The 13505-nt window shown below is 44.8% G+C and carries 12 protein-coding genes and 2 tRNA genes; 1 reads left to right on the top strand and 13 read right to left on the bottom strand.

Translation table 11 applies throughout. The annotated features are described in order from the left end of the window. Positions 1-583: 583 nt before the first annotated feature. The 13 genes from rpsO to tpiA form a co-directional block, all read right to left on the bottom strand. Positions 584-853, bottom strand: a complete 270-nt coding sequence (gene rpsO / locus ACFI32_RS13210) for a 30S ribosomal protein S15 (RefSeq protein ID WP_462627079.1) — start codon at positions 851-853, stop codon at positions 584-586. Positions 854-1067: 214 nt separating this feature from the next. Then, a complete protein-coding gene (locus tag ACFI32_RS13205) occupies positions 1068-1235 on the bottom strand; it encodes a hypothetical protein (RefSeq protein WP_462627060.1) in 168 nt (55 codons plus the stop codon). A 150-nt stretch (positions 1236-1385) separates the two neighbouring features. Continuing rightward, entirely contained in the window at positions 1386-1547 is a 162-nt protein-coding gene (locus ACFI32_RS13200; protein WP_462627059.1) for a hypothetical protein, read from the bottom strand. A 107-nt stretch (positions 1548-1654) separates the two neighbouring features. Further along, positions 1655-2179 (bottom strand): type 1 glutamine amidotransferase domain-containing protein, encoded by a 525-nt coding sequence (locus ACFI32_RS13195; RefSeq protein WP_462627058.1) that lies wholly within the window; start codon positions 2177-2179, stop codon positions 1655-1657. A gap of 394 nt (positions 2180-2573) precedes the next feature. After that, positions 2574-3605, bottom strand: coding sequence for a tRNA pseudouridine(55) synthase TruB (gene truB, locus ACFI32_RS13190; RefSeq protein WP_462627078.1), 1032 nt, complete (start codon positions 3603-3605; stop codon positions 2574-2576). Positions 3606-3614: 9 nt separating this feature from the next. Then, positions 3615-4004, bottom strand: a complete 390-nt coding sequence (locus ACFI32_RS13185) for a ribosome-binding factor A (protein ID WP_462627057.1) — start codon at positions 4002-4004, stop codon at positions 3615-3617. Positions 4005-4178: 174 nt separating this feature from the next. Further along, complete coding sequence (gene infB / locus ACFI32_RS13180; protein WP_462627056.1) at positions 4179-6914, bottom strand: translation initiation factor IF-2; 2736 nt, start codon at positions 6912-6914, stop codon at positions 4179-4181. 164 nt (positions 6915-7078) lie between these two features. Beyond that, complete coding sequence (gene nusA, locus ACFI32_RS13175; RefSeq protein WP_462627055.1) at positions 7079-8563, bottom strand: transcription termination factor NusA; 1485 nt, start codon at positions 8561-8563, stop codon at positions 7079-7081. 163 nt (positions 8564-8726) lie between these two features. Beyond that, complete coding sequence (gene rimP, locus ACFI32_RS13170; RefSeq protein ID WP_462627054.1) at positions 8727-9230, bottom strand: ribosome maturation factor RimP; 504 nt, start codon at positions 9228-9230, stop codon at positions 8727-8729. Between the two features lie 398 nt (positions 9231-9628). After that, positions 9629-9705 (bottom strand) — tRNA-Met (locus ACFI32_RS13165). Between the two features lie 114 nt (positions 9706-9819). After that, a tRNA-Leu gene (locus ACFI32_RS13160) sits at positions 9820-9904 on the bottom strand. A 181-nt stretch (positions 9905-10085) separates the two neighbouring features. Further along, positions 10086-10394, bottom strand: a complete 309-nt coding sequence (gene secG, locus ACFI32_RS13155) for a preprotein translocase subunit SecG (RefSeq protein ID WP_462627053.1) — start codon at positions 10392-10394, stop codon at positions 10086-10088. A 272-nt stretch (positions 10395-10666) separates the two neighbouring features. Next, positions 10667-11482, bottom strand: coding sequence for a triose-phosphate isomerase (tpiA, locus tag ACFI32_RS13150; RefSeq protein WP_462627052.1), 816 nt, complete (start codon positions 11480-11482; stop codon positions 10667-10669). Positions 11483-11737: 255 nt separating this feature from the next. Between tpiA and pilB the strand changes: the two genes are divergently transcribed. Next, on the top strand, positions 11738-13453 hold the full coding sequence (gene pilB / locus ACFI32_RS13145; RefSeq protein WP_462627051.1) for a type IV-A pilus assembly ATPase PilB: 1716 nt from the start codon (positions 11738-11740) through the stop codon (positions 13451-13453). Positions 13454-13505: the final 52 nt, after the last annotated feature.

Below are 13505 nucleotides of genomic sequence, written 5' to 3'. Positions count from 1 at the left end.
TGTGGTGATAAGCGGTGTATCGCAACCACGATGACCAGCAGCATAATGTGATGGTCATTGGTCTTTATCTGCTGCATCTATCCATATTCATGATGGTACTATATTAATAGCTATACTGTTTTCATGTTCGGCGGATGACGACCTGCGCTTACAGGCAGTAAACAAGGCGCTTCTCATTGCGCCACCATCCTATCATTGGTCTTTCTTTTGTCTATAATATCCTACTGCACTATCACTGCTCGCTGTGCCCTACATTACCACAATCTCATAGTAGCTGATTGTAGTATCTGATGACCAATAGTGCCTCATTTTACAGGGATTTTTATCTATGCACCAATCAATTACCGTACAAGGTCGGTAGGATAAGTTTTTAACCTGTTCTAAGAGTGCCCATCTGGCCGGTATTATTATTTTTACTCAATATCCATGCCATAAAAAAGCGGTGTGAAACTATTCCACACCGCTTTTTATCGATCAACGCGTATACTGACAGCAACCAGCTATTTGTACCAATATCATGACAACAGGGTTATCAATAGACCTTACAATATTATTTGGCAGTGACAGTATCGCTATCGCTAAATTAGCGACGTAGGCCCAACTGGCTGATGACCGTGGTGTAACGACCCAAGTCTTTGCCTTTTAAGTAGTCAAGCAATTTACGACGTTGGTTTACCATACGGATAAGGCCACGACGGCTGTGGTGATCAGCTTTGTGTTCTTTGAAATGATTCTGCAAATCGTTGATACGCGCACTCAAAAGAGCGATTTGAACTTCAGGAGAACCTGTGTCATTTTCGCCGCGTTGGTATTTAGCAATGATTTGTTCGCGATCAGCATTAGTTAGCATAATTGTCTCCGGCAATGCTAAGGGTCACAGCACTTTTATAGTCATAAAAAGGCCATGAACATAAATAAGAAAGTTTGGCATGTCATTCGGGGCAACCCTGCATTACTAGAGTGGTCCTAGTGGCATGCTCACACGCAAATTGGTGCGAGCCATTATAACAAAAAACCGCTGAACTAACAGCAGTTTTTATCCGTTACCATGAGCATACTGGCAGCCATCATTTTTGATCTTCAGTTGCGTGGCCGCCTAAAGCATCATCATCTAATGGTACAGTTGTGGCTTCGGCTTCACTATCAGGGGTAATGTCTTGCGCTGGGTTAATATCTTCAGCGAGCGTTTCGATCTGCTTTTCTTGCGCATCCATGTTTTGGGCTGACTTATCCATAATACATCCTATATCGTGGGTATAATGTTCATGAAAAATAAGAGTTAATAAAAAAGAACACAGCTAAAACAACAAAAGCGCCTGTCTGCAATCACTTAGCAAAAGGCGCTTTTAGAATAATTACTGCTAAGTTGTTAATGCAATAATCATTTACTTGTCAGATTTGGCATCTTCTAAGTTATCAGCAATACGGTCAGCTGCCGCTTCAGTATCTTTGCTATAGTTGTCTTCAGTTTGGTTTTTTAGTGACGCCACTTCTGATTCAGATTTTTGTTGCTCAAGTTTGGTATCGTTTGGGTTAGGTTGTGTCATTATTATATCCTTTTTAGCGTTGTTAAATCAGTGTCTGTAAATGGGCAATCAATCTTAGTTTGAGTACTAAGATAAATTATTATTTTCAGTAATTCACTATATGCTGGTTAAGCAGATAATGCTTTATCAATGGCATCCACAAAGTTAAGAATGTCATCAGGATTGCGAGAAGTGATCAAATTACCGTCTACTTGGACAGTTTTGTCCACATAAGTTGCGCCTGCATTTTCAAGGTCTGTCTGTAGCGTTTGAAAGGCGGTTAATGTTTTGTTTTTGGCGATGCCTGTGTTGACTAAAGCCCAAGGTGCATGGCAAATGGCGGCCAGCGGTTTGCCTGCTTCATTTATCGCCGTGATAATACGATGTGCTTCGTCATTACTGCGCAGTCCGTCAGCATTAACGGTACCACCTGGTAAAACCAGTGCATCATAGTCTGCTGGGTTGGCGTCTTTAGCGAAGCTGTCTGCCGTGAAAGTGTCGCCTTTATCAACGTGATTGAGTCCTTGAACTTGTTTGTCATCATTGGTAGTGATAAGTACCGTTTGATAACCTTTATCTTTTAGTTGGTTATTGACGTCTTCATACTCTACCTGTTCAAAGTTGGTATGGAGCAAAAAAGCGATGGTCTTCATAGTAGATCCTGTTTTTTCTTTATGAATTTTAAAATTATCAATAATAATTTTTGTTATTTTCGATTGTTATTACTTTTTCTTATTGTTATGGTGCTTATTTTTCAATTATTATAATTTTAACTTTTACTATATTTTATTTTTTTATAGGATGTCGTCTTTATAAGAGATCATTATTATTTATTTTTTTATATGATAAGTATTTTCTTTATATATCCATTTTTTTGCCATCAGCCTTCCTAGTCAACTGGTAACCAGTGTATAAAAAAAACAGGTTTCACCATAGGCGAAACCTGCAACTAAATGTATCGGTATGTGATTAATGTAATATGACAGTAAGTTGTACCTCACTTACGTTATTCATATGCCGATGTCGGTGACCCTATCACTATCCACACTACAAATGAATCAGCTTTTTGGGCTGCAATCGGCCATTGAGACTGAGTGCGCCTAAGCCAATGAACTGGCCTTGTTCGTCAAGCAGTCTGATATCGACAGGATATTCATGCACTATGAGCGTGTCATCATTGCCAGTGGCGGCTGTCACTTGATGCAGCAAGTAAGATTCTAATGCGTCATCAAATTGTTCGCGTACGTTGAGGCGCTGACCTTGGCGTAAACGATCGCACTGTGTGCTGCCTAGCGTAAGTTCAGCGCAGATGTCGATACACGCATCAACAGGTAACAACATGGACAATCTGTCAGACAGATTTAATGCTTCAAGCTGGGCGATGGTAATGGCCGATTCGCCATCAAACTTGCCGACTTGTATACGGCGCAGCGCGGTCAAATGTCCAAGCGTGCCCAAAGCTTTAGCAATATCTTCGCCAAGCACACGTACGTAAGTGCCTTTGCTACAGGTAACGGTCAGCTGCAACTGCTCAGCGCTGATTGATTGCAGCTCAAGCGCTTTGATGGTGATGTCTCTTGCGGGGCGTTCAACCTCAATGCCTGCACGAGCATACTCATACAACTTTTTGCCTTCTTTTTTTAGCGCTGAGTACATGGGCGGTATCTGCTGCTGTGCGCCCAGAAACTGCTCCGTGACCGCCTCTAGCGCTGCTTGAGTCATCGCAGGTACAGGCTGATTGGCAATGACTTGCCCTTCTGCATCACCAGTATCGGTTTGGCTACCCAGCAAAATAGTCGCTTGATACGCCTTATTAGCGTCTAGCTGATAGTGACTAAACTTGGTCGCTTCACCCAAACAAATGGGCAACAGGCCAGTTGCCATTGGATCTAGTGTGCCCGTATGACCTGCTTTTTTACTGTCATGCACAGGTGATTTGAACAGGTATTTGACTTTGGACACCACCTGCTGAGATGTCATGCCCATTGGCTTGTCAATCAACATAACACCTGAAACTTTTTGCTTAGCCGCGTTTGGCTCAACCTTTTTTGGTGTCTGATTACTGTCAGGTATAGACATCGTCATGGTTTACTCGTCTGCTTCGTTTTGCTCAGTTTTATTCACGGCCTGATTGATCAAGTCCATCATGTAGTTACCACGAGCCGTTACTTCATCGTAGTGAAAACGAAGGCGCGGGGTGGTACGTGTTTTTAGGCTGTGGCTGAGCTCCGTGCGCAAAAAACCCGCCGCTTTATTCAATACTTGTACGCTCTGCTCATGGTTGGTTTTGGTCATAGCATCATTAAGCTCAGGCTCCATGATGGTGACATAAATGTCTGCGTAGCCAAGATCTGGGCTGACTTTAACGCTAGAGATGGTGACAAAACCTGTCAAGCGTGGATCGTTAACCTCATCTCGAATAAGAACGGCCAGCTCACGCTGAATCTGATCCGACAAACGCTGTAAACGTTGGTTCATGTGATTATCCTTTTTTTATAAATGTCATGGTACATTTTGGCAAAACATTGACAGCTAAAATGGGCATAGATATCAAAAAAATCTAACCATCGCGACAACATTGCCTTTTTATATGCTAAAAAAGGCCTAGCAGGATGAACCTGTTAGGCCTCACAATCTAATGAATAGTGCTGCTTAGATCGTGCGTTCGAATTCTTGAATCTCGAAGACCTCAATCTTATCGCCAGCTTCGACATCGTAGCCGCGAACCGCAAGACCACACTCCATGCCAGTACGCACTTCGTTAACGTCTTCTTTATAGCGGCGTAGTGATTGCAATTGACCCGTAAAGATCACTTTGTCATCACGCAGTACGCGAATAGGTTTGTTACGGTAGATTGTACCTTCAACCACCATACAACCTGCTGCTGCACCAAACTTACTTGAGCGGAACACTTCACGAACCTCAGCGATACCCAAGATTTTCTCACGGTGTTCAGGCGCTAACATACCGCTCATAGCTGCTTTCACATCGTCAATCAAACCATAGATGACACTGTAGTAGCGAATATCCATGTCAGCCGTATCTGCTTTACGGCGGGCAGTGCTGTCCGCACGTACGTTGAAACCGAGTAGTACCGCTTCACTAGATTCTGCCAAAGTGACGTCTGATTCAGAAATCGGGCCGACGCCTGAGCTGATCACGCGTACTTTGACCTCATCAGTCGATAGCTCATCAAGCGCCGCAAGCAGTGCTTCGAGTGAGCCGCGAACGTCTGTTTTGAGCACGATGTTTAAGAATGACACATCGCCTTGGCCCATCTGTTCAAACATGCTCTCTAAGCGCATTTTGTTCTGACGCTCAAGCTGACGCTCGCGCTCACGGTTGGTTCTAAAGTCAGCCACTTCACGGGCTTTCTTCTCATCAGTAACCACAAGGAACTCGCTACCAGCAGCAGCCGTCTCGGGCAGACCCAAGATTTCAACAGGGATAGAAGGACCTGCTGATTGGATACGCTTACCGTTTTCATCGGTAATGGCGCGGACTTTACCGTAATGCTCACCCGCCAAGACCAAATCACCCTGTTTAAGCGTGCCTTTTTTGACCAGTACGCTAACAACAGGACCACGGCCTTTTTCAAGCTTAGACTCGATGACCACACCTTGGGCAGCGCCGTCTAGTGGAGCTTCTAGTTCCATCAGTTCTGCTTGGATACTGATGTACTCTAGAAGATCGTCGATACCTTCGCCTGTTTTCGCAGAGATACGCGCCATTGGCGTGTCGCCACCCCACTCTTCTGAAACGACTTCTTTAGCGGTCAACTCATTGAGTACGCGATCCGGATCAGCGCCTGGCTTGTCCATTTTGTTGATCGCTACGATCAGCGGCGTGCCTGCAGCACGTGCATGATCAATCGCTTCTTCAGTTTGTGGCATCATGCCGTCATCAGCAGCAACCACCAATACCACGATATCGGTCGCTTGCGCGCCGCGTGAACGCATGGCACTAAAGGCAGCATGGCCTGGAGTGTCAAGGAAGGTAATTACGCCACGTGCAGTTTCAACGTGATAAGCACCGATATGCTGCGTGATGCCGCCCGCTTCGCCATTAGCAACCTTGGTCTCACGAATTTTATCAAGCAGTGATGTTTTACCATGGTCAACGTGACCCATAATAGTCACTACTGGCGGACGTGCCTGTACATTACTGCTGCGTTCATCAACCGCATCATGTAAGTCATCTTCAACTTTGTTGTCGCTGACCAATACAGGATTGTGACCCATTTCTTCCACAAGCAAGCTGGCAGTGGCTTGGTCAATGCTATCAGACTCGCGCGCAATCTCGCCCATTTTCATAAGTAGCTTGATCACTTCACGAGCTTTAACCGCCATACGCTGCGCCAAATCAGAAACAACGATTTGCTCACTGATTTCGACGTCATGGACGATTTTTTCGACCGGTTTTTCAAATTTATGCTGCGCCGCTTGCGTCGATCTCAAACCGTTTTTACGGTTTTTCATCTCGCGCTCTTCTTGGTTCTTACGGCGACGACCGCGAGTACCCGTACCATTAGCACCGCGCTTGATTTCACGGCGTTCTTTTTCGAACGACTCTTCTAGCGCTTCACCAACCAAACCTTCAGCCAATGGCTCGTCTTTACGAACTTCGGTAGTCGGCTCATTATCTGTATATTTGCCCGCCATTTTACGCATTTGCTCAAGCGTACGCTTTTGCGCTTCTTCCGCTTGAGTACGGCGTGTTTCAGCTTCAATTTGACGTAGGCGTTCTTCTTCTTTCTCACGTGCTTCGCGCGCTTTACGCTCAGCAGCCGTTTCAACCTTAGGCTTGGTTGCGACAACTTTTTTCTTCTCTTTGTCTTTTTCTTTGACCTTAACTTCGACCACCGCTTTACTGCCTTTTTTCACTACGACAGATGAGGTGGTGTTTTCTTCGCTGCTGCTGCCTGAGCTTTTGCCTGAACCTAGGCTTGCACGCATAGCAGCTAAAGTTGCTGCTTGACGCTCTTCTGCCTTTTTCTTGGTCGCATTACGCTCTTCTGCTTCTTTTGCAGCGCGTTCTTGCGCTTCAGCTAACGCTTTTTCGCGAGCGGCGAGCTCTTCGGCCATTTTTTCTGGATCAGGTTTTTCGAATACTTTCTTTTTGCGCACTTCAACGTTGACACTCTTAGATTTGCCTGAAGAGCCAGTCACGCGAGCCGTGCTAGTCGTCTTAGATTTTAGGCTAATACGGCGCTTGTCTTGCTGGCCATGACTTTGTTTTAAATACGCCACTAACTTCTCTTGCTCACGTTCGGTGACCAAGTCATCCTCACCTCGAGCAGGCAGTCCAGCATCCACCAGCTGCTGTCTTACAGCGCTTGGGGTTTTGCTTACCATATCTGCCAGTTCTTTGACGGTCTTATCTGCCATTGATTATCACCTACTGTCTATTGTTTGCTATGTTTTCAATTCAATTGTTGGCTACAAATGATTGCGTCTAGGCTGATATCAGCATTATTAATGAACATAAAGGTGATATTAGCACTTTATTAGAGATAGCATACCACCAAAAGACAGTGATATGCGCTTAACGCCTACTCATCGAACCAAGATTCCCGAGCCTTCATAATCAGTTTGCCTGCGGTTTCCGCATCCAAACCTTCAATGTCTTCTAAGTCAAATACCGCTTGCTCAGCAAGATCATCAATAGTGACGATGTCCTTTTGTGCCATTTTATAAGCCCAATTGGTCGTCATCCCTTCAAGATCTTGTAGCTCTTGACTTGGTTCTTTCATATTCTGTTGTTTGACCAGCTCATCAGCAATGACTACTTCTTTGGCGCGCTCTTGAATCATATCAATCGCATCGTCGTCCAAGCCTTCGATATCATAGAAGGTTTCAACAGGGACATAGGCCACTTCTTCTATACTGGTAAAGCCAATATCAACCAAAGCTTGCGCCAAATCCTGATCAACTTCTAAGCGCTCATAAAACAAGTTTACGTATGTTTTAGTCTCGTTTTCTTGGCGCTGCTGATACTCTTCTTCGAGCATCATGTTCAGTTTATAGCCCGTTAGTTCAGAGGCCAAACGCACGTTTTGACCTTGTGAGCCAATGGCGCGTGCAAGTTGGTCGTTGGTGCTGAAAATAATATCTGCGGTTTGCATATCTTCGTCCAAGATAATGCGGCTCACATCAGCAGGCTCAAGTGAGCTGATGATGTACTGGGCTGGATCATCCGACCATACCACCACGTCAATACGTTCGCCATCAAGCTCTTGCTGTACCGCTTGGATACGCGTACCACGCATACCAATACAAGCACCAACCGGATCAATACGATGATCGTTGGTTTTCACCGATATTTTAGCACGAGTCCCTGGCAGACGGGCGACATTGCGAATCTCAATAATTTGCTCAGCGATCTCAGGCACTTCTTTTTGCATTAATGCAGAGAGCATTTCAGGATGCGTACGTGATAATAAGAGCTGTGCGCCGCGGTTTTCGCGGTTAACATGATACAAAATCGCGTTGATGCGCGATTTGACACGCAGCTGTTCACGAGGCAACATTTGATCACGTGACAGGTAACCTTCGGCATTGTCGCCTAGATCAATGATGTAACCATCACGGGTTTGTTTTTTGACTTCGCCAAACATCATTTCGCCAACGCGTGGCTCAAAAGCATCGGCAACCAGTGCCCGCTCAGCCTCACGAATTTTTTGGATGATGACTTGCTTGGCCTGCGTGGCCGCAATACGACCAAATTCAATCGACTCAATCTGCTCTTCTTTAACATCGCCAATGTTCCACTCTTCTGGATCAAGATCGCTGATTGCAAGCTGACACGCTGGCATCTCATGATCTTCATCGGCAACCACAGTCCAATAGCGATACGTATCGTAATCGCCAGTAGCACGGTCAATCGCAACTCTCACAGCCACTTCAGGCTGCTCGGTATATACTTTTTTCTTCGTCGAAACCACCAAAGCATCTTCGATTGCCTCAAAGATGTCTTCAGGATTTAAGCCTTTTTCATTACTGACGGTTTCAACGACCGTTAAAATCTCACGACTCATGCTATACCTGTCCTATACTTACTCAAATTTTATAATGTGTGTATTGAGGTTTTGGCTACAATTAGCGATATGGCATTATGCCTGATCAACCATGTGTTATTGAGACCACCTGACTGGATGCGACATATCAATATCTCTAAGTCTTAAAGTTTATGATATTACTTTACTCAACGTCTTCATAAACCAAATTGGCTTTATCAATATTACTCAAAGCAACATTAAATTGCTCACCGTCAGCGGCAGTCAACTGCAGCGTTTCTGCATTCATATGATCCAGCTTACCCGTCACCTTACGGCGTTTTTGATCGCCTTGGCCAATCGCTTGTATCAAGCGCAAGCTCACCGTCTGACCAATATAGTCCAGCATCTGATCATCTGAAAAAAATGCACGATCAAAGCCTGGAGAGGATACTTCTAGAATATATTCTCCAGCGATAGGATCGTGTACTTCTAGGATACCACTCACTTGATGGTTAACGGCAGCACAGTCTTCAATGGTGACCTGCTTATCTTGAGCTTTTTCTTCTGGTAGAGACTCAATATAGATACGCAGCAGCGAGCGGCGGCCTTGTGGTACAAACTCCACACCCCAGAGTGCCACATCACAGGCAGCAACCGCAGGGGCAATAATCGTAGTCAATTCAGCGACTTTAGTCGAAAGTTTCATAGTCTATTTATAATTTCCTGTTTACCTACTGCTAATCAGTGGTTCATATTATGAATGAATATATTTAAAAACAACGTCTCACCGAGTAACTCAGATAATCCTGCAATCGCCATACTCATGCTCAGATTCTGCTGATACGACAGCAATTACTGGCAGTCGGTCAAAGGCCGTCACATACAGCAAAACTTATTTGCCATACACAGAGTAAAATAAAAGGTAGTTTGGTTCACGCGCGTCTGCGTGATTAACAGATATTATCGTACTCTACAGGCATAGAGCTTAACATAAGTAGAATAGATACCGTGCTGGCACTGACTATCAGATACAAAAAAACCCACAAACATAATGGTGGGTTAATTGCAACTGACAATTCTAAGAACAAGTATCAGTATAAAAAGTGGTAGCGGGGGCTGGATTTGAACCAACGACCTTCGGGTTATGAGCCCGACGAGCTACCAGACTGCTCCACCCCGCATCAATTTAGAATGCACATTATAGGTAGGTTTTATAGAGGTGTCAATCTTTATTTTTAATTAAATAAAAAAATTATTTCTATAATACCAACCCGACGCTGTACCACGTCATAGGTTGGTGCGATTGGGGGGACTTGAACCCCCACAGCTTGCGCCACTACCCCCTCAAGATAGCGTGTCTACCAATTCCACCACAATCGCTAAAACTGCTTTATTGATATATAGACGATGACACGATCTGGTAATCGATGTCGGCTCTTATATTATAAGTCTTTGATACGATAATCTGTATCTGGTGACCAAAGCAGGGATGCATTGTAAAACTAACTTAACAAAATTGCAAGACCTGCTGATGGCTTATCTATAATCGCTTAAAATATAATTACTGAGGGTCTTCTGTCAGTGGGCGCGGCGTTTGCGGCACACTAGCAGGCGCATCTAGTCTGAACTGATCGTTAGATTGCTGACGGGCATGTACGGCAAGTGCCATACTGGTGATAAAAAATATCGCTGTCAGCACTGCTGTCGCACGCGTTAAGAAGTTCGCCGTGCCGGCAGCACCGAATACTGTGCCTGAAGAGCCTGCTCCAAAAGAAGCCCCAGCGTCTGCCCCTTTGCCATGCTGTATCAAAATCAGTCCGATCATACCGATCGCCACAATAATATGCAGGGCTAATATAAACGTAAACATGGTGTCCTCTTTTGCCGCATCATCACGACTGGTTACGAGAGTACAATCTTTCGATCTCGTCCATCTAAAGATGTCAGGCATTTCAAATTAAATAAAGTCCGTATTGACAGTCGAGCCTCAATAGCGATTATGGCGGCACAATCGCTGACCATTAAAAGCAATAAATGAGGCGCATTGTACACGATTACAAGGCAACTATTAAATCTATCTTATGCCAATAATGGTTACTCAAATATCGCTTAGTGAGCATAAATGATATAGATAGTGCTGCCTTACGCTGATGTCTTTGCGCGTACAAACGCTTGGGCAATGGCCAAAAAGCTTGTAGCCTTTAAAGACGCACCGCCGACCAGTGCTCCGCTGATCATTGGATCAGCAGCAAAACTGTCTGCATTGTCTGTATTCACACTCCCACCATAGATAACTGGTGTGGCGTGTAAGCGCTCATCAAATTTGGCTAAGGTTTGCTTGATATGCTGATGGGTTTTACTCACTTCCGTCACGGTCGGCACTTTACCAGTGCCAATCGCCCACACTGGCTCGTATGCAATGATCAAGCGCTGAGACAAGATATCTGCCATATCAGGATTGTTCTTTAGTACCGTATCGATCACTGTCAGCTGGTCATCAAGTGCAGCGAACGTTTGCTGGGCATTATACTGCACTTGCGTCTCACCTATACATAAGATAACGCCAATGGATTGTGATAGGGCGTGTTGTATTTTTTGCGCCAATACCTTTGCATCTTCTTGGTGATACTGTCTACGTTCAGAATGGCCCAAAATGGTCCAACTCGCACCTGCATCAGCCACTTGAGCTGCTGAGCAATCACCTGTATAAGCACCCGTTTGTGCACCATGAGCACCGATGTCTTGAGACGCACTCAATATCGGTGAGTTTGCCAAACGTGCGCTTACGGCTGCTAGATGTATACAGCTGGGCGCGACCATTAATTGACAATGCTGCTGCTCATTATTGCTCAAATATGGATCACTAGACACGGCAGTCAATAGACTATCAACGAGCGTACTGACTTCCAGATTAGTAGCAGGGTTTTGTTTCCAGTTGCCAATGACCCAAGCTTGCATAATTCCTCTACCTTGTGTTGTTGATTGTGACCGACACTATCAGCTGCGCGCCAGTATAACAAATATTTTGAAAGTGCTATAGTATACTCTAGCAGCCTCTGCCTGAAAATTTTACCCGAAATTTGATAAAAAACGCATATCTATTGCTTTTTTGCTTTCAAACAACTGTCATGTTTCTTGCATACTTTTGTACTGCTTGGGTTGATTATTCTGTGTTTTGATAGGCTTTGTACACTTAGATAAGGGAGATGACATATGGCAAGCGCCACTGGTACCTTTGGAAGCCTAGCCCAGCAGTTGATTCATGCTGGCGTGGTGAGCGAAGCACATATGACTACTGCGCAGCATGAGTCAAAACAGCAAAAAGTTGGTGTCATTTCCTACTTGATCGAGCATAAAATGGCCAAAGCCTATGACTTGGCTATGGTATTGTCACAATCATTTGGTGACCCATTCTTTGATTTAAACGCTTTGAGTAGTGATGCGCTGCCCAAGGATTTGGTCGATGAGAAAATCGTTCGCCAGTTTAATGCGCTACCCATTTTTAAACGCGGTCAGCGTTTGTTTGTAGCCCTCAGCGATCCTACCCGTATTGATGCCATTGATGCCATCGCGTTTAATTCACGCCTGTCCATTGAAACCGTAGTGGTTGAGGAAGATAAACTCAAGAAACGTATCGAAAGCTTTTATGCCAATAGCATGCAAAGCTTTGACAGTTTTTCTGATGGCGATTTTAATATCGATGCGGATGGGAATGATAGTGAGACAGGTGACGGAGCCACCACTATTTCAGATGGGGTTGATGAAGCTCCTGTGGTTAAATTTGTTAATAAAATGCTGATTGATGCCATTCGTATGGGCGCATCCGATTTACATTTTGAGCCGTATGAGAAAACCTACCGTGTCCGTTTTCGTGTTGATGGTGTGATGCAAAAAATGGCCACACCGCCTGTACAAATGGCTGGTAAAATTGCGGCTCGTCTTAAAGTCATGTCACAAATGGACATCTCCGAACGCCGTATCCCGCAAGATGGCCGTATCAAACTCAAACTCTCGCGCGATAAAGCCATTGACTTTCGTGTTAACTCCTTACCCACACTGTTTGGTGAAAAAGTGGTTTTACGTATTTTGGATCCGTCCTCAGCCATGCTGGGTATTGAGGCCTTAGGATATGAGCCTGATCAAAAAGAGATGTTCCTAGAAGCGCTACATAAGCCGCAAGGCATGCTGCTGATTACTGGTCCAACGGGGTCCGGTAAAACCGTCTCGCTTTATACGGGCATCAACATTCTAAATACAGGGGATACCAATATCTCAACGGCAGAAGATCCTGTCGAGATCAACCTTGAGGGCATCAATCAGGTCAACGTTAACCCCAAAGTGGGACTAACCTTTGCCAATGCACTTAAATCATTTTTACGTCAAGATCCAGACATTGTCATGGTTGGTGAGATTCGTGATCTTGAAACGGCCGAAATTGCAATCAAAGCGGCGCAAACCGGCCATATGGTGCTATCTACACTGCATACCAATTCAGCACCGGAAACCCTGACACGCTTGCGTAATATGGGCGTGGCTTCCTTCAATATCGCTACCTCGGTGAATCTTGTCATTGCCCAGCGTTTGGCGCGCCGCCTATGTAAAAACTGCAAGAAACCCATTAGCTTGCCGCGGCAAAGCTTGCTTGAATTGGGCTTTACAGAGGCAGACTTGGACGAACCCGCTAACATTATCTATGAGCCTGTCGGCTGCGGCGAGTGCCGTGAAGGCTATAAAGGCCGAGTGGGTATTTATGAAGTCATGAAAATCAATTCTGATATTTCACGCATTATTATGGAAGATGGCAATGCCATTGACATCAAAGATGCCGCCTTAAAAAATGGCTTTCGTGATCTGCGCCGTTCAGGAATTTTAAAAGTATTACAAGGCACGACCAGCATTCAAGAGATGATGCGAGTCACCTCTGAATAATCCGGTTTAGAACGGTATTTCATACAAAACCGATCACACAGGGTAGAATGGT

The organism is Psychrobacter sp. PSi21 (assembly GCF_054960615.1).
The sequence above is the reverse complement of the archived record's forward strand: the minus strand, read 5'-3'. Positions and strand labels throughout refer to the sequence as shown.

Excerpts from the sequence above, each read along its gene's own strand:
- pilB (WP_462627051.1), top strand. The coding sequence starts at position 11,738 with ATGGCAAGCGCCACTGGTACCTTTGGAAGCCTAGCCCAGCAGTTGATT.
- rimP (WP_462627054.1), bottom strand. The coding sequence starts at position 9,230 with ATGAAACTTTCGACTAAAGTCGCTGAATTGACTACGATTATTGCCCCT.
- ACFI32_RS13205 (WP_462627060.1), bottom strand. The coding sequence starts at position 1,235 with ATGGATAAGTCAGCCCAAAACATGGATGCGCAAGAAAAGCAGATCGAA.
- tpiA (WP_462627052.1), bottom strand. The coding sequence starts at position 11,482 with ATGCAAGCTTGGGTCATTGGCAACTGGAAACAAAACCCTGCTACTAAT.
- ACFI32_RS13195 (WP_462627058.1), bottom strand. The coding sequence starts at position 2,179 with ATGAAGACCATCGCTTTTTTGCTCCATACCAACTTTGAACAGGTAGAG.
- ACFI32_RS13185 (WP_462627057.1), bottom strand. The coding sequence starts at position 4,004 with ATGAACCAACGTTTACAGCGTTTGTCGGATCAGATTCAGCGTGAGCTG.
- nusA (WP_462627055.1), bottom strand. The coding sequence starts at position 8,563 with ATGAGTCGTGAGATTTTAACGGTCGTTGAAACCGTCAGTAATGAAAAA.
- truB (WP_462627078.1), bottom strand. The coding sequence starts at position 3,605 with ATGTCTATACCTGACAGTAATCAGACACCAAAAAAGGTTGAGCCAAAC.
- secG (WP_462627053.1), bottom strand. The coding sequence starts at position 10,394 with ATGTTTACGTTTATATTAGCCCTGCATATTATTGTGGCGATCGGTATG.
- infB (WP_462627056.1), bottom strand. The coding sequence starts at position 6,914 with ATGGCAGATAAGACCGTCAAAGAACTGGCAGATATGGTAAGCAAAACC.
- ACFI32_RS13200 (WP_462627059.1), bottom strand. The coding sequence starts at position 1,547 with ATGACACAACCTAACCCAAACGATACCAAACTTGAGCAACAAAAATCT.